18 protein-coding genes are annotated in these 15,650 nt (G+C 56.4%); 9 read left to right on the top strand and 9 right to left on the bottom strand.

Going from position 1 to position 15,650, the window contains the following annotated elements; genetic code table 11:
* The 4 genes from HKX24_RS17250 to HKX24_RS17235 all read left to right on the top strand — a co-directional run.
* Positions 1 to 1,261 (top strand): TRAP transporter large permease (locus HKX24_RS17250; RefSeq protein WP_276154216.1); only part of this gene is annotated, 1,261 nt, incomplete at its 5' end.
* Positions 1,262 to 1,270: 9 nt separating this feature from the next.
* Positions 1,271 to 2,047 carry a cyclase family protein gene (locus HKX24_RS17245; RefSeq protein WP_271692163.1) on the top strand — a complete coding sequence of 259 codons (777 nt, stop codon included), beginning with the start codon at positions 1,271 to 1,273 and terminating at the stop codon, positions 2,045 to 2,047.
* Positions 2,048 to 2,050: 3 nt separating this feature from the next.
* Positions 2,051 to 2,980 carry a 3-keto-5-aminohexanoate cleavage protein gene (locus HKX24_RS17240; RefSeq protein ID WP_271692162.1) on the top strand — a complete coding sequence of 310 codons (930 nt, stop codon included), beginning with the start codon at positions 2,051 to 2,053 and terminating at the stop codon, positions 2,978 to 2,980.
* Positions 2,980 to 3,477 (top strand): OsmC family protein, encoded by a 498-nt coding sequence (locus tag HKX24_RS17235; protein WP_271692161.1) that lies wholly within the window; start codon positions 2,980 to 2,982, stop codon positions 3,475 to 3,477. The genes HKX24_RS17240 and HKX24_RS17235 overlap by 1 nt, the downstream gene beginning before the upstream one ends.
* Before the next feature lie 181 nt (positions 3,478 to 3,658).
* Here the strand turns inward: HKX24_RS17235 and HKX24_RS17230 are convergent, their stop codons facing one another.
* The 8 genes from HKX24_RS17230 to HKX24_RS17195 form a co-directional block, all read right to left on the bottom strand.
* Entirely contained in the window at positions 3,659 to 4,387 is a 729-nt protein-coding gene (locus HKX24_RS17230; protein WP_271692160.1) for a GNAT family N-acetyltransferase, read from the bottom strand.
* Positions 4,384 to 5,532: an o-succinylbenzoate synthase gene (menC, locus tag HKX24_RS17225; RefSeq protein ID WP_271692159.1), complete on the bottom strand. Its 1,149-nt coding sequence runs from the start codon at positions 5,530 to 5,532 to the stop codon at positions 4,384 to 4,386. Before menC ends, HKX24_RS17230 begins: the two co-directional genes overlap by 4 nt.
* Positions 5,533 to 5,562: 30 nt before the next feature.
* Positions 5,563 to 6,321 carry an amino acid ABC transporter ATP-binding protein gene (locus tag HKX24_RS17220; protein ID WP_271692158.1) on the bottom strand — a complete coding sequence of 253 codons (759 nt, stop codon included), beginning with the start codon at positions 6,319 to 6,321 and terminating at the stop codon, positions 5,563 to 5,565.
* Positions 6,318 to 7,052 carry an ABC transporter permease gene (locus HKX24_RS17215; protein ID WP_271692157.1) on the bottom strand — a complete coding sequence of 245 codons (735 nt, stop codon included), beginning with the start codon at positions 7,050 to 7,052 and terminating at the stop codon, positions 6,318 to 6,320. Before HKX24_RS17215 ends, HKX24_RS17220 begins: the two co-directional genes overlap by 4 nt.
* A gap of 1 nt (position 7,053) precedes the next feature.
* Positions 7,054 to 7,761 carry an ABC transporter permease gene (locus tag HKX24_RS17210; RefSeq protein ID WP_067940676.1) on the bottom strand — a complete coding sequence of 236 codons (708 nt, stop codon included), beginning with the start codon at positions 7,759 to 7,761 and terminating at the stop codon, positions 7,054 to 7,056.
* 30 nt (positions 7,762 to 7,791) lie between these two features.
* Positions 7,792 to 8,577 carry an ABC transporter substrate-binding protein gene (locus HKX24_RS17205; RefSeq protein ID WP_271692156.1) on the bottom strand — a complete coding sequence of 262 codons (786 nt, stop codon included), beginning with the start codon at positions 8,575 to 8,577 and terminating at the stop codon, positions 7,792 to 7,794.
* Positions 8,567 to 9,493, bottom strand: a complete 927-nt coding sequence (locus tag HKX24_RS17200) for a MurR/RpiR family transcriptional regulator (RefSeq protein WP_276154215.1) — start codon at positions 9,491 to 9,493, stop codon at positions 8,567 to 8,569. The genes HKX24_RS17205 and HKX24_RS17200 overlap by 11 nt, the downstream gene beginning before the upstream one ends.
* A gap of 253 nt (positions 9,494 to 9,746) precedes the next feature.
* Entirely contained in the window at positions 9,747 to 10,199 is a 453-nt protein-coding gene (locus HKX24_RS17195) for an Lrp/AsnC family transcriptional regulator (RefSeq protein WP_271692155.1), read from the bottom strand.
* Between the two features lie 118 nt (positions 10,200 to 10,317).
* Here HKX24_RS17195 and HKX24_RS17190 point away from each other — a divergent pair, with 118 nt between their 5' ends.
* On the top strand, positions 10,318 to 11,304 hold the full coding sequence (locus tag HKX24_RS17190) for a nucleoside recognition domain-containing protein (protein WP_276154214.1): 987 nt from the start codon (positions 10,318 to 10,320) through the stop codon (positions 11,302 to 11,304).
* 630 nt (positions 11,305 to 11,934) lie between these two features.
* Here the strand turns inward: HKX24_RS17190 and HKX24_RS17185 are convergent.
* Positions 11,935 to 12,249 (bottom strand): hypothetical protein, encoded by a 315-nt coding sequence (locus HKX24_RS17185; protein WP_271692153.1) that lies wholly within the window; start codon positions 12,247 to 12,249, stop codon positions 11,935 to 11,937.
* A gap of 517 nt (positions 12,250 to 12,766) precedes the next feature.
* On the opposite strand from HKX24_RS17185, the gene HKX24_RS17180 reads away from it, so the two are divergent.
* The 4 genes from HKX24_RS17180 (at position 12,767) to HKX24_RS17165 (ending at position 14,924) form a co-directional block, all read left to right on the top strand.
* Positions 12,767 to 13,426 carry a TetR/AcrR family transcriptional regulator gene (locus HKX24_RS17180; RefSeq protein WP_276154213.1) on the top strand — a complete coding sequence of 220 codons (660 nt, stop codon included), beginning with the start codon at positions 12,767 to 12,769 and terminating at the stop codon, positions 13,424 to 13,426.
* On the top strand, positions 13,423 to 13,845 hold the full coding sequence (locus HKX24_RS17175; protein ID WP_276154212.1) for an SRPBCC family protein: 423 nt from the start codon (positions 13,423 to 13,425) through the stop codon (positions 13,843 to 13,845). Before HKX24_RS17180 ends, HKX24_RS17175 begins: the two co-directional genes overlap by 4 nt.
* Positions 13,846 to 13,912: 67 nt before the next feature.
* A complete protein-coding gene (locus HKX24_RS17170) occupies positions 13,913 to 14,395 on the top strand; it encodes a VOC family protein (RefSeq protein WP_276154211.1) in 483 nt (160 codons plus the stop codon).
* A complete protein-coding gene (locus tag HKX24_RS17165; RefSeq protein ID WP_276154210.1) occupies positions 14,388 to 14,924 on the top strand; it encodes a hypothetical protein in 537 nt (178 codons plus the stop codon). The genes HKX24_RS17170 and HKX24_RS17165 overlap by 8 nt, the downstream gene beginning before the upstream one ends.
* The last annotated feature ends 726 nt before the right edge of the window (positions 14,925 to 15,650 follow it).

The raw sequence follows: 15,650 nt of genomic DNA, 5'->3' as shown, positions 1-15,650 counted from the left end.
TCAAAAATCCCATGTCGATCACTCCAAATCCCCCCAACCAAAACCGTCGGGGCAGTGTGTTCACATGGGTCAATTCTCAGTGACAATTTATGGGGCTACCGGGTCAGCTCTCAGTGACAATCAACAGATCTCTTCCTATTTTTTTGGGGTTGTGCCTGTCTTTGTTTTAATGGGCTTTGTTGTCAGCGAAAGTGGCATGGGGCGAGACGCCTTTGATGTTGCCAACGCTGCCTTCCGACGGATCCGCGGCGGCCTTGGTATCGGCACCATCGTAGCTAACACTATATTTGCCGCAATCACCGGCATTTCCATTGCTTCCGCAGCGGTCTTCACGAAAATTGCCGTCCCAGAGCTTCGACGCCACGGATACACGTCACGGTTTTCGGTGGGGCTGGTGGCTGGCTCTTCTGTGCTGGGCATGTTGATCCCGCCGAGCTTGTTGTTGATCCTATATGGCTTGCTCACTGAACAAAGCATCGGCGATCTCTTTTTGGCCGGTCTTGGCCCGGGGTTGCTGCTAGCACTTATTTTCGTCGCAGGGACGGTTGGTATGGCAATCCTTGCTCCGCGCTTCGTGGGCACCAACCTTAGCCAAAGCGAAGAAGCGCTCAGCAGGGCCGAAATCCTGGCCAAAGGACTGCCAATCACGGCTTTGATCGCTCTGGTTCTGGGGGGGATCTATGCAGGTTTTTTTACCCCCGTAGAGGCCGGTGCCATCGGGACTGCCGGCGCGTTGCTGATTGGTTTTGTAAAACGCACCCTAAATCTTCGCAGCCTATGGCGGATACTTGTTGAGACCGGGTTGGTCACGGCCTCCGTCTGCTTCTTGATCATTGCAGCGCAGATGTATTCGCGGATGCTTTCTTTTTCTGGACTGCCTTCGAGCTTTGGCACGTTGGTCGCACAAGCCGACTTAGGTTTCTTGGCGCTAATCATGCTCTATTGCCTTGTAGTAGTCCTGTTCGGAATGATCCTCGATTCATCTTCGATAATGCTGATCCTCGTGCCATTGATGCTGCCGATCCTACAACCGATGGGCGTCGATCTGATTTGGTTTGGTATCGTAACTGTTATTGCCATTGAGATCGGCCTTCTTACCCCGCCGTTCGGCATATCTGTTTATGTGATCAAATCGACGCTCAACGATCCCTCGATCAAACTTGCGGACATTTTCATCGGCGCTGCCCCATTTGCGATAATGATGCTGGTTTGTCTGGCGGTTGTTATCGCCTTTCCCGCCCTCACCACCTTTCTGCTGTAAGGAGCTCTCATGCCTAGACGTTTTGTCGATCTTTCCGTTGCCTTAGAAGCGGATATCCAGTCCGACCCTGACATTATGCTTCCGCAGATTGAATATCTGAATCACGAACAGACAGCCGGTCAAATCGCTGGCTTCTTTGAGGGTCTCCAACATGAAGAGTTGCCGGGTGGGGAAGGTTGGGCAGTGGAGCGCCTAAATATCGCGACACATAACGGCACTCACCTTGATGCGCCTTACCACCACCACTCCACTATGAATAACGGTGAGCGGGCGATTACCATTGACGAGGTGCCTCTTGAATGGTGCTTCGGCGCCGGGGTGAAACTAGATTTCCGCCATTTTGAGGACGGCTACATCGTTCAGCCCGAAGACGTTGACGCGGAACTGGCGCGAATTGGGCATGCCATACAGCCGCTCGATATCGTGCTGGTAAATACCTCTGCAGGAGCACGCTATGGCCATCCAGACTACCTAGGGCGTGGCTGCGGGATGGGACGCGAGGCAACCTTGCATCTGCTTCGGCAAGGGGTGCGGCTGACCGGCACCGACGCTTGGAGCTGGGATGCTCCTTTCTCAATCACTGCCGAACGCTATGCGAAAGATGGAGACCCTTCGATTATTTGGGAGGGTCATCGAGCCAGCATGGAGATCGGTTATTGTCATATCGAGAAGTTGGCCAATCTGGACCAACTCCCCGGGCACGGTTTTCTCGTGTCCTGTTTTCCATTCAAAATCAAAGCTGCTTCTGCTGGGTTCACCCGCGCCGTGGCGATATTCGAGGAGTAAATTATGCCCAAGACAATTATTACCTGTGCGATCACAGGCGCTGTGCATACGCCTACTATGTCAGATGCACTTCCGGTCAATGCTGAGATGATCGCTGAACAGGCGATTGCAGCGGCCAAAGCTGGGGCTGCTATTTTGCACTTGCACGCGCGCCATCCTGAGACCGGCGCACCTACGGTGGATCCCGAACATTTCGCCGAATTCCTGCCTGCGATACGTGCCGAAACTGATGCGGTAATTAACATCTCTACGGGTGGGAACCCGGTGATGACTGTTGAAGAGCGTATCCCTGCCGCGCGCCGTTACAGTCCCGAAATGTGCAGTCTCAACATGGGGTCCATGAATTTTGCACTGCATCCGATGGCAGATCGATATGAGACTTGGAAGAACGATTGGGAAAAGGATTACCTGAAGGGATCGGAGAATAACATCTTCCGCAATACTTTCACCGACATCCGGATGGTGGCGGAGGCTCTTGGAGGCCCGGAGCACCGGGTCAAGTTCGAGCATGAATGTTATGACGTCGGACACCTTTACAATCTTAAGTTTTGCCTTGATCGCGGCATGTTTACCGCGCCGATTTTCCTGCAATTCGTCATGGGAATCCTCGGTGGCATCGCAGCAGACATTGAGAACCTAGTTTTCATGAAGCGCACGGCTGATAAACTTTTTGGCGACGCATACCAGTGGTCAGTTATCGGCGCAGGGGGTCAGCAGATGCGAATGGCTGCTGTCGGTGCGCAAATGGGAGGGCACGTGAGAGTAGGGCTAGAAGATTCGCTATATATCTCGCGAGGAAAGCTTGCGACGTCGAACGCTCAACAGGTTGAGAAGGTGCGCGGCATTCTTGAAATGCAAGGTAACCAAATCGCAAGTCCCGACGAGGCACGCGCGATCCTTGGTCTCAAAGGGTCCAGCGAGGTGAAATTCTGATGAGCGTCAACCAACCCAAAGACCCTACGACCGTGACCTTCACTTGCGAAGGGCGTGCAGTAGGCAAGATGCGCAATGAGCTTGATGTAGCAATGACTGCGCCGATGGTTGAGCGCTTTAGCATTGCTACTGACGAGGGACCGTTCCATGGGGGAGATGCGAGCGCGCCGCCTCCCTTAGCCCATTTCATTGCCGGGCTAACGGGATGCATTATGACCCAAATCAGGGCTTTTGCGAAGCGTATGGACGTGAAAATCGATGATCTTTCGGTAAACGCAAAGGCCAATTGGCAATGGACGCCCAAGGGCCGCATTTATGAGACTGCACCTAAGTCTTTCCATCTTGACGTCCTGCTAGAAGGCTCGTTACCTTTGAAAGATCAAATCGCGTTGATCCAAGCAGCTAGGAAGCGTTGCTTCGTCGAGCAAACGTTGGGCCAGGCCAACTCTATCTCTCATCGTATCAGAACTGATACGGGGTTAATGGCCGTCGATTGATATACGTTCTTTCGCGCCGAAATATTGACCGGGGGTCGTGCCGCTTTCGCCAACCGTATCGGGACGACCCCAGTCAATGTAAGTTCTTCAGTATCTTACAGTCGATGGAGCTGGAGCAGGCTGACGACCCGCTTACGTAAACTCCGCTACGTTGCATCGATGATGACCATGGTCGGGTAGATCATGTTTCAGTAAGAATGTATGCGCTGATGATAGGGTTAAAGCCGGTAACTAGGTAGCCTTTGTTAAAACCAGCTGTCATCTCATCGCGCACTCTTTGCCTTTCGGAAATTGCCAGATCAATGTCATTTAACAGAAGGTCTTCGAGGTTCCGTGGGATTTTAATCTGAATACAACCTGTCGGGCCCTCATCCTCGCCGCCAACCCCTTCGGCAAGGCGTTGTACCCGGGTTTCCTCCAGTGACCATTCTGCCACGATCCGGTCCGAGGCCACACCCGCATTAATGCCTTCCATCTTGCCGTAGTAATCTGGCAAGTAGACATTGGCCCTAGCACCGAGCCGCGCGATGTTGAGGCTCGCGTTGATGCGGCGCAGGGGGTCAAAGGTCCAACGGACGCAAGTAATCCCGCGCGCCAGACACCAATCGCGTTGATACCATTTCAGCCGCGCGCCCAGCCCCAGCCCCCGGCTGTCGGGGTGTACGGCGAGGCGGTGGGAATGCTGCACCTGCGGATCCTTGGTGGGAAATCCAAAGAGGAACCCGAGCATTCGCTCTTTGACAAAGGCACCGGCGACCAATCCGCCTTCGTGCTGGATCGCAAGCATCAGGTCGGAGTTGTCTGCGGGATCATCCGCTCCCCAAACAGTGCGCTGGAACTCCTCAGCCCGTTTGAGCTCGGCCACGCCGTTGAGGTCACGCAGCTCAACTTCGGTATTCATGGCTGTCATGGGCGGATCATCTCGCTCTGGCTGGTGGCAGTTTTCATATAGTCCCGATCAAGAGTGACCCCGATCCCCGCGCCGTTGTTCGGCACGGGCATTCGGCCATTGGCGGCCTCAAGGGGCTCGTTCACGATATCGCGTTTGAAATAGCGGCTGGCGCTGGAGGTATCCCCCGGTTTGGTGAAATTCGCGAGGGTGGCGAGGTGGATGTTATGCGCCCGGCCAATCCCGGCCTCCAGCATCCCGCCACACCAGACCGGCGCGCCAAAGGCCGCGCTGACGTCATGGATCGCGCGGGCGGCGGCAAAACCGCCGACGCGGCCCACCTTGATATTGATGACCCGCGCCGCCCGCAACTCTAGCGCCTTGCGGGCATCGACGGCGTTGCGGATGCTCTCATCAAGGCAGATCGCCGTGTTCAGCGCCGCTTGCACCTGCGCGTGATCGTGGATGTCGTCGAAGGCGAGCGGCTGTTCGATGTAGTCGAGCGCAAACTCGTCGAACCGCCGCAGCAAGGCGAGGTCTTTGAGCCCGTAATCGGTATTGGCGTCGACCGTCAGCTTGATGTCGGGGTAGCGCGCGCGCACGGCGTCGAGCAGTGCCACGTCGTGGCCTTTGGCAATCTTCAGCTTGGTGCGTTTGTAGCCCGCCGCCTGGGCTTCCGCGATGCGCTCCAACGTCACGTCGATGCTGCCGATGCCGATGCTCACGCCCACATCCACCGCATCGCGCACCCCGCCGAGTGCCGCCTTGAGCGGAATGCCAAGGCTCTTTGCCCAGAGATCCCAAAACGCCATCTCAACCACCGCTTTGGCCATTCGATTGCCGCGCCACTGGGCGAGGATCGGCTCTAACTCATAGGGCGACGCGAAGCGCTTGCCGACGATCCGTGGCAGCAAGACATCGCGCAGGAAAGCCATAGCGGCGGGGATCGTCTCTTCAAGGTAGTCGGGGATTTGGTCCATCACCGCTTCGGCAATGCCCTCAATCCCCTCGCCTTTGAGCACCAACAGCGGGAAGGTCTTGTCGGTCAAAGTTTGGTTGGAGATCACGAAGGGGGTGATCAGCGGCAGGCTGACGATATGCAGCTCGGCTGCTTCGATCAGGATGCCGCCGCCGGTAAATGCGGGGCTTGTATTGTGCTGTGACATGGAAACTCGCTGGTTCAAAAGGGCAGGGCGCTATTTCACATTCGCGATGAAACGCTGAAAGACTTCGGTTTGCGGGTTGGTGAACATCTGCTCGGGGCTGCCGCGCTCGGCGATGCGGCCCTCGTGCAGAAACACCACCTCGGAGGAGACATCGCGGGCGAATGCCATCTCATGGGTGACGACGATCATCGTGCGCCCTTCGGCGGCGAGCGATTGCATGACCTTTAGCACCTCGCCCACCAATTCGGGATCAAGCGCGCTGGTCGGCTCATCGAAGAGGATCGCATCCGGGTCCATCGCCAGCGCCCGCGCGATGGCCACGCGCTGCTGCTGGCCGCCGGACAGTTGCGAGGGATACATATGCATCCGCTCCTTCAGGCCGACCCGGTCCAACAGCGCTTCGGCGGCGGCGCGGGCTTTGGGCTTTGGCGTGCCCTTCACCTGCACCGGGCCTTCCATCACGTTTTCCAAAGCCGTGCGGTGGCTCCACAGGTTGAACTGTTGAAACACCATGCCCAGACGGCTGCGCACCGTTTCGATATGGCGCGCGTTCAGTGGCTTGCCATCGCGCACCTGTATTTCCTCGCCGTGTACGGTAACCGTGCCAGAGGTGGGGGTCTCGAGGAAATTGAGGCAGCGCAGAAAGGTGCTTTTGCCAGAACCGGATGAGCCGAGGATCGAGATCACATCGCCCTCCCGCGCTTCGAGCGAGATGCCCTTGAGCACCTCCACAGCGCCGAAGGATTTGCAGATATCTTTGGCTTTCAGGATGATGTCTGCCTTGCTCATGGCTTTGGTCCTTCCGGAGGGGAGAGTATGGAGCGGCCCGTGTTGCGCGGACCGATGTGGCGGCTGAGACGTCTTTCGCCCTGTCGCCAGAGCAGTACGAAGATCGCGGTGATGCAGAGGTAGATCAGCGCGGCCCAGAGGTAGATTGAGAAGTCGAATGTGCGCGAGAAGATCTGCCGTGTGCGGCCCATGATGTCGAAGACGGTGACAACGCTGGCCAGCGCGCTGGCCTTCATCAGCAGAATGATTTCATTGCCGAGTGCGGGCCATGCAATGCGGTAGGCATGGGGCAAGGTCACCCGGCGCAGGATTTGCAGGCGAGTCATACCGATAGCCTTGGCGGCCTCAATCTCTCCGCGTGCCACGCCCATGATGCCGCCGCGCAGGATCTCTGTCTGATAGGCTGTCGAGTTCAGCGCAAAGGCCAAGAGCGCGCAGTTGAACGGATCACGGAAAAACCCCCAAAGGCCCCAGTCCTGCAAGAAGGGGCGGAACTGGCCGGAGCCGTAGTAGATCAAAAAGAGCTGCCCCAAGATCGGCGTGCCGCGCATGAAGGAGATATAGAGCCGCAGGGGAGCCTGTGCGGCAGGGTGCGTATTGGCGCGGATCAGCGCAAGACCGGGAGAGAAGAGGGCCGCGATGAAGGCGCCCAGAAAGGTCAGCTTGAGAGTCATCAAAGTGCCATCAAGCAGGCGCGGCCAATAGTCCACGACGATGTCAAACGGGTTCATCTCAGACCCTCCGAATGCCGCGATTGGCGCGCCGTTCCATATGGGCCAGCACCACCTCCGACAGGACGCAGAGCGCCCAGTAGATCAAACAAGCCAACAGGTAGAAGGTGAAGGGCTGTTTGGTCACGCCGACGGCGACCTTGGTCATGCGCATCAGGTCGTCCAGTGCGATGATTGACACCAATGCCGTGTCTTTCAGCATGTTGATCCATAGGTTCCCAAGGCCGGGCAGGGCAAAGCGCCAGACCTGCGGTAGGCGGATACGAAAGAAGATTTTGCGCGGCGACATGCCGATCGCCCGGCCCGCTTCCATCTGGCCCTCGTCGAGCGATTGGAAGGCGCCGCGCAGCACCTCGCCCGCAAAGGCGCCAAAGACCATGGCGAGCGCTGTCACCCCGGCGGCAAAGGGGCTGAACTCGATATTGGTGCCGCCCGGATTCCACCAGACGGCCAGTTTGTTCAGCAAAAGCCCGACGCCATTGTAGACCACGAAGAGCGTCAGGATCTCGGGCAGGCCGCGCATGATCGTGGTGTAGCCAAAGCCAATGGCCCGCAGCCCCGCATGGCGCGACATGGAGGCAAAGGCCGCGACAAAGCCGATCAGCAGACCGATGGGCAGGGTCACGATGGCAAGCTGCATCGTGATCGCCAAACCCGCGAGGATTTCATCCCCCCAGCCGGCATCGCCGTAAGAGAGCAACTCAAACATATAGGATTTCCGATTGGGGGGAGGCTGTCATCATTTCATCGTGTAGACGTCGATGTCGAAATACTTGTCGTTGATGGTTTTATAAGTGCCATCTGCGCGCATTTCGGCCAGAGCGGCGTTCAGCTTTTCGCGCAACTCATCGTCTTCCTGACGCAGGGCGATGCCCACCCCTTCGCCGACAAAGGCCGGATCGGTGATCGGATCGCCGGCCAATTCGCAGCAAGCGCCGTCTTCGGTCTTTTTGGTCCAGTCCAGCATCGGCAGCATGTCACCGACCTGCATATCGATCCGGCCGCTGGCCATGTCGAGGTTGACCTCATCCTGTGTTGGATAGAGCCGCACATCCGCATCCGGGTAGGTCGCTTCGATATAGTCGGCCTGCGTGGTGCCGGACTGTGCGCCGATGACCTTGTCGGCTAGGGCTTCATTGGTAAATGCAGTGATGTCAGACCCCTTTGGCACGACATTCGTCATCGCGGCGAGGTAGTAAGGGTCAGTGAAAGCCACCTGCTTCTTACGCTCTTCTGTGATGAACATCGACGCGATGATGAAGTCGTATTTGTTCGCCAGCAGCCCCGGAATGATCCCGTCCCAATCCTGCGCAACGACTTCGCATTCTTCGCCGATCCGCCTGCAAAGTTCCTGACCGATCTCGACATCGAAACCGGCGATCTTGCCGTCCGCTTCGATGTAGTTGAACGGGGGGTAGGCGCCTTCTGTCCCCAAGCGCAATGTCTCGGCAAAAGCGCCGGTAGAAAGGCTGGCGGCAATGGCCAGCGTCGAAAGCGCCGTGGCCAGTTTGAGTTTAGGTGTCATCGTGTTCACTCCTGTTGGGTGTTTCGGTGTCGTTTGTCCGTTTGGCCCCCTGACGTGCAGGGCGGTCGACATGGCCGGTAAAGCGACCATAGAGATCGGCAATCCGGTTGAGCCTGCTCTCCACCTCGGACCCAAGCTGTAAAAAGACACTGTGGATCAGCAGGTTGGACAGGCTCGCCATCTGGGCTGTCGAATCCCAGAATTGGTTGAACTGCGTGGGCACTGCGAACACCTGATCCGCCGCGTCATGGCCCCAGTCGCAAAAGACATCCGTGATCAGCGTCACTGTCACCCCCGCCGCACGGGCCTCTTCGGCGAGGCTCTTGGCCAAAACCGAATAGCGCCGCGCTTCAAAGATCACGAGATGGGCTGGACGGTCGGTTAGAAGAACCTCTGAGAAGTTTCCGCTCGCAAGGTCCAGCAGCGTGACGCCGTCGCGCACATATTGCATTTGATTGGCGAAATACTGGGCAAGGCCACGTTCCGTCTGAAAACCGGCGACGAAAATATGTGCAGTCTGCGCCAATCGCTCTGCTTCTTGCTTCCATTCGGGGCTGTTTGCTAACTCATAGATGCCGACAAGCGCTGCGATTTCGAGCTGCAGCCCTTGGTTAAGTTGCGAGCTGTCGACACCGCCCTCCTTGCGCATTTCTTGCAGGCGATCGGACATAAGCCATGGGTCATCTCCCATATCGTGCTTCAAATGGTCCTTTAGATCGCGAAAGCTAGTGTATCCGATCGACCGGCAGAATCGCCCAACCGTTGCCTCGCTGACCTTTACCGAGCGTGCGATGCTCGCGGCGGTCTCGAATGGGAGGCCGGCCCAAGAATCCAACATGTAGCGCGCCAAAAGGCGGTCTGCTTTGGAGCCGTTTTCTAGAGCTTCTTCGAGCTGTGCTTTGATCGAGTGCTGCAACGGGTGGCTCCAAAGTAGTGCTAAAAACAAATTGAAATATAAATTTCATTCTGTCAACTATGAAAGAAAATAGTCATTTCGCACCTTAGAGGCGCTTAAGCTCCATCAGCGATCTAGGCTGGACCTCGCTACGGTGATGACCCGTTGAACAGGCAGTGGTAGGTTGAGCAAAACCATTTCGGCGCGTTAGATGTGCTTGAGACGAAACGACATAACAGGTATCGCAACCGGCACTAATCGGACGCCAGCCATGTCATAGCCGAACGGCGGTTTCTTCTTTCGCAGTGCGGATCACCATCATTGTGAAAAATCTGGCAACATTGGTCTGATCGCGGAACAACCTATCGCAAAGCGCGTCAAATTCTTCCATGTCGCGCAGGTTTAGCATCAGAACGACGTCGGCCTCGCCTGTGACAGCATAGGCCTGGGATACGGCGTCCTCGGTCACTGCGAGGTCCAGAAAACGGCGCATGTGCTGCTCGCCATGAAGTTTGAGTTCGACAGTGACCAGCGCCTTCAGCCCCCGCCCCGTTTTGGCAGGGTTCAGGATCGCGACAATCCGGTCGATGATTCCGGTCTTGTGCAGCCGTCGAACCCGCCGAAGACAGCTAGAGGGAGATAATCCGACCTCTTCTGCCACGCTGACGTTCGACCGTGACGCATCACGCTGCAAAAGGTTCAAAATCTTCCTGTCGAGTTGATCCATGCATCCACCTCTTATTCGGTCCAATTCGCAATAAAATTGCACGATAATGCAATATTTGACCACACCTGCGATAGGGGACGCAGTAGAAGGGCCGGGATCATGTTATAGGAATTCTTCGATGCCAATCCTCCGCGCCGCTCACGTTAAGACCTTAGAGGCACTGGAAATATACTGGGTGCTACTCCGGGTTATGGTCCCGATCACAATTATCACGGAACTGCTGTCCCGCATGGGGGTGATTGAGGCGATCGCCCCTGCATTCGCGCCAGTGATGAGCCTAGTCGGGCTGCCGCCCGAGCTTGGCTTGGCATGGTTGAGCGGGATGCTGGTCGGCATCTGGGGTGCGGTTCCTCTGCTCTTTGTTCTTGTTCCGATGGACAGCTTGAGCGTGGCGGATGTGACAGTGTTCTCGGCTCTGCTTCTTTTTGCGCACGCTTTGCCGATTGAGCAGAAGATCATTCAGCAGGCCGGCCCTCGAATGCTAACAACCACGGCTCTGCGCATCTTCGGCGGGCTGCTTTATGCCTTCTTGTTGCACAATTTTTTGGTTGTCACTGGCTTGCTTTCTGAACCGGTGAATCCTGCCTGGATTCCGATGAACGCGACGCCCAATTGGACCGGGTTTTTCATCGGCCTTCTTGAGGCGATGGTTACCATGCTCTTCATCCTCCTCGCGTTAACTTGGGGCCTTGAGATACTGAAGGTCACAGGCATCCTTGGGCTCGTTATGAAAGGGCTCGCGCCTTTGTTGCAGTTGGCCGGAATACGCGGTGAGGCAGGGCATTTGACGGCGGTCGGTCTCTTCTTGGGGATTTCGTATGGTGGAGGTCTCCTCGTTCGGGAAGCACGGTCGGGCTTGGTGTCGCCCCGCCAGATCTTCATCTCATGTGTGTTCATGGGGTTTGCACATAGTGTCATCGAGGATACCCTGATTGTGGTAGCCATCGGTGCGGACCTTAGTGCCGTGCTCGGCGGGCGGGTCGTTTTTGCGGTTGTTGCGACAGCTGCAATTGCCGGGCTCCTTCGCGTCATCTCGGACGAGGCGTTTTCGAAATGGGCATTCAGAACGTCAGGCCCGCAGTCAGCCGTCCAGCAAGGAGCGTAGTGATGGCCACCCTGTCTGCGGGGCGAGCCGTCGATTAGCCTCCTCATTTTCCCTCAAGGGGGCGAGTGGGCCTCAAAGGAGCGATAGAAATGAGAAAGGCCATATGGCTGATTGTAGGGGTAGTCGGATTAGGAGGCGCAATGGCTTCCTGCTCCAATAGCCAACGTCTCCTTTGCTTTAACCCAACCGGTTATTGTGGGGGCAGTAGCACGCCAGACCCCGATCGCATCGGCGGGCCCGCTTGGTTTCTTTGGCAATCGACCGCCGAAGAAAGGTTGGCTTATTACCGTAAGGAATGCGCGGCCAGCAGTCTGCCAATGCCCTCCAATGATGTGACGACATGCGCTCTTGAGCAGATAAAATCCCAGGCCCATTCAAATTGCGTTCAGTATTTTCTGCCCCCAACCAGACCTAAGGATGTAGCAGAGGAAGAACAGCGAGAAAGACAATTTGAAAGCTGTAAGCGGGAGGTTTTAGGGCTGCACGGATTGTAGAAAACAATTGTGGAACACCACGTCGATCGTCCAAAATGGCGTATTGATTGCACGATGTGGGGTCGGCTACCAAAAGAGCCTCTTGGTTTGGCCCCCTCGTCGTCATCTACGAGGGGGGATTAGGCGGCGAGGCGTCTTAAACGAAAATGAGATCACGTTCAGCGACAGCCTTGAAGCTATCGCCGTGCGTTCCGGAATCCAAACTGCCGCTGCACCATGCATCAAGGTAGCGGCGCACAGACAGGTGGCCGTCGAGCCCGCCCTCCAGCATGCTTCTCAGAGGTGAGTTCCCGGCAAAATGGGGACCTTTGTGGATGCCTTTTAACCAAAGCATTCCTTGTGCCTCGTCCTCAAACAAGAAGTTAAGAGCTCTGTAGATTCCGATTATCACTGAAATGCGTAAGAGGGTATCAGTGGAAAGCGCGATGGGCCGGTAGTGGTTCGCTTTCATCAACCATCTATAATAGGTGGACCTGCTCGGGTTGCCCAACATGATTATACGTTCCGCCACACTTAAGCCAAGTCGATCTGCGATTTTCTGAAAGACCCGGAGGCCCGGGCCACTAGTTCTTGTGCGGTCATCCCGCGATATCGTGCGAACGTTAGACGGTAGCGAACCGGCATTTCTATGGAATTCTATGCCTCGCACTTCGAACCTCCTTAAACCTAGCCTAACGGCGCCATGACCTTACTACGAGGCCATGGTTGAAGTGATTTATAGCACATGGGTGAGAGATACTGTGGAGAGAAATTGGGTTTCTGTTTGTAAAGCAGGTTCATCTTGCTGAATTTTCTAGTCTCAAACGCTCTGCGGGACCTTGCTGTCCTTCGACGCGATAGTTGAACAGTGTGCTTCGGGCGCGGCCTAATATCAATTTCAAGTCCGCAAGCGGCGACTTTTGGCGTCGCCGGGGCTTGTCATGTTTGAGATTATTGATTGCATACCAACCGTATGGTATGCTTGAATTATGCCAAGACGAACCAAACAATTCCCCGAGCGCGGCGATGCGCGCACACGCCTTCTGGAAGCCGCGCGCGACGTAATCCGCCGCAAGGGGTTCGCCGCAACCTCGGTCGATGATCTCTGCCAGTCGGCCGGTGTCACGAAGGGCGCGTTCTTCCATCACTTCAAAACGAAGGACGCACTCGGCGTGGCGGTAGCAAATTTCTGGGCCGAGACAACCAGCGCACTCTTTGCCAGCGCGCCTTACCATGAGCCGAACGATCCGCTGGACCGGGTTCTGGCCTATCTCGATTTCCGCAAAGGGATCATCGGCGGCGAGACGTTTGAATACACCTGCCTTGTCGGCACCATGACGCAGGAGGTGCATGATAGCGCGCCCGCGATCCGGGATGCCTGCGCCGCCAGCATCTTCGGCCATGCCGCCACGCTGGAGGCCGACATCAAAGCGGCGCGCAAGCAGCGTAACATCGACGCTGACTGGACTGCCGAGAGCCTTGCTCGCCACACGCAGGCGGTCCTTCAGGGTGGGTTCATCCTCGCCAAGGCCACCGGAGACCCGGACCTCGCCCGCGAAAGCGTTGATCACCTCATTCGCTATGTGCGCGGCCTGTTCGGGGTGGAACAAAATACCTCTGAAACCAGCTACAAGGAGAAATCAGCATGACCAACCAGCGCATCACCGTGGAAACGACAGTTGCCGCCTCCGTTGAAGAGGTGTGGAGCGCCTACACCACCCCGGACGACATAATGCATTGGAATTTCGCAAACGATGATTGGTGCTGCCCGCGCGCCGAAGTGGATCTGCGCCCCGGAGGCAAGCAGGTCGCCCGTATGGAGGCGAAGGACGGAAGCATGGGTTTCGACTTCGAGGGCACTTATGAAGAGATCGAGCCGCATAAGTCACTCGTGCTGGTTCTTGACGACGGCCGTAAGTCCCGCACAACATTTACCGGAAGCGGCGGAAACACCCATGTCGTGACCACCTTCGACGCCGAGGCGCAGAACCCGATCGAGATGCAGCGCGACGGTTGGCAGGCGATCTTAAACAATTTCACTACCTACGTCGAAAGCAAGCGCGGCTGAATGTTGATGTGGCCGCCCGGCTTGAAAGCTTAACCCCCCAACCACGAGAGCAATGGAGGAATTTTGGATGGAACATGCCTCGAAAGTGCGGACCTGCTTCTGGTTTGAGAAGGGCGGACATGCTGCCGCGCAGGAATACGTAACGTTTATACCAAACAGCAAAATTGAGGCCGTGCGCGAAAACGGCCAACCGGACGACCCGATGATTGTCGAGTTCACGCTGGCAGGTGCGCCCATGATGATCTTGACCGCCGGGCCGCATCACAAGCTGACGCCCGCCGCATCTATCTCTGTGCTGACAGAGGATCAAGATGAGACGGACCGGCTCTGGGTCACGCTGACCGCGAAAGGCGGTAAAGCAGGACGGTGTGGTTGGATCGTGGACCGCTTCGGCGTGTCTTGGCAGATCGTGCCGAAGCGAATGCCGGGCCTGCTGGCCAGCGAAGATCCGGGCGTGGTGAGCCGCGTGAGCGAGGCGATGATGCAGATGGAGAAGATCGACATTGCCGCCCTCGAAGCTGCTGCCGAGAAGGAGCCAACGCATGGGTGAGGCAACACAGATTGGATGTGCCTGTGGCCAGATCCAACTTGAAGTCGAGGGGAGTCCCATCGCAAGCGTCGAATGCTGCTGCAACTCCTGCCGCGAGGCGGCGGAGAGGATGCAGGGCCTTAAGGGCGCACCCCGGACGTTGACCGATCACGGCACGACGCCCTTCGTCATGTATCGCAAAGATCGCGTCCGTTTTCTTGTGGGAGCCGCCAACCTGGCCGGGTTCCGCCTGTCGCCCGATGCACCCAGCACGCGGGTGATAGCCACCTGCTGCAACACGCCCGTCTATCTTGAGTTCAAAGGCGGACACTGGCTGAGTCTCTACAGAGGACTCTGGCCGTCCGGCACAAAGCCTGAGCCCACGATGCGCACTATGGCCTCCGATCTCCCGGAGGGTGCCACGCTGCCAGACGACATTCCCAACGCAAAGAAGCAGAGCCTTGGCTTCTTCGCCAAGCTCTTCGGTGCCTGGGTCGCCATGGGGTTCCGCAACCCAAAGGCGCCAAACACGGGAAAGATCAATATCTGATGCCCACAAGAAAATCGAAATTGAGAGTATCACGTGACTGCATCACATGCTAAGTAATTGATAGTTAATTATAAAATGTTCTGCGCAAGCTTTTCCTTTCTTGAGCAGACTATTGGTTTTTACACGTGGGTGCCTGAATTGTAAGTGATTGATAAGAAATTAATTTTCGAATCTTAGAATCAGGGTTTATTGGGAGCTTGAGAAGCCTTCTCCTGTTTTTCCCTGTTGCTGATGTGAAAACCAACAACAGTTTGCAATTTGACCAGCTTAGATTGAAACTGTGACCACTATAAACCTGCCACCGCCATTTGGACGCGTCGGCAGGTTTATATTGGGCCATTATACGGCTACTTCGGTAGTCCATGCATATCAGGGCCTGCCGTTCTCCATGGAAGACCGCACAGCACTGACACCGGAGCAGGTCACCGAGAAGATGGCTCTTCTCGTGCCGCCTCACGTCACGAACCTCCCTGCGCGCGTAAAAAAAACTGGGAAACTTGGGGTTCTCCAAGACGATCTATCTTATGCAGCGGGAAACTATGTAATGGGGCGCTTCAAGTCCTCCTGGGTCGATTGCGTATTTGCTCAAGCACTCACGCGGTAATCCCCCCCGATCTTAAGGGGATGCGGAAGTAGAATTTTCTCGGCAGGATGAACGAGGAGATTCCGATGAAGAAGACACGTTTTACCGAGGCCCAGATCATGGCCGTACTGCGCCAGATGGAG

The sequence above is a fragment of the Sulfitobacter sp. M85 genome (genome assembly GCF_029285915.1).
GTDB classification, from domain to species: Bacteria; Pseudomonadota; Alphaproteobacteria; order Rhodobacterales; family Rhodobacteraceae; genus Sulfitobacter; species Sulfitobacter faviae.
The sequence above is the reverse complement of the archived record's forward strand: the minus strand, read 5'-3'. Positions and strand labels throughout refer to the sequence as shown.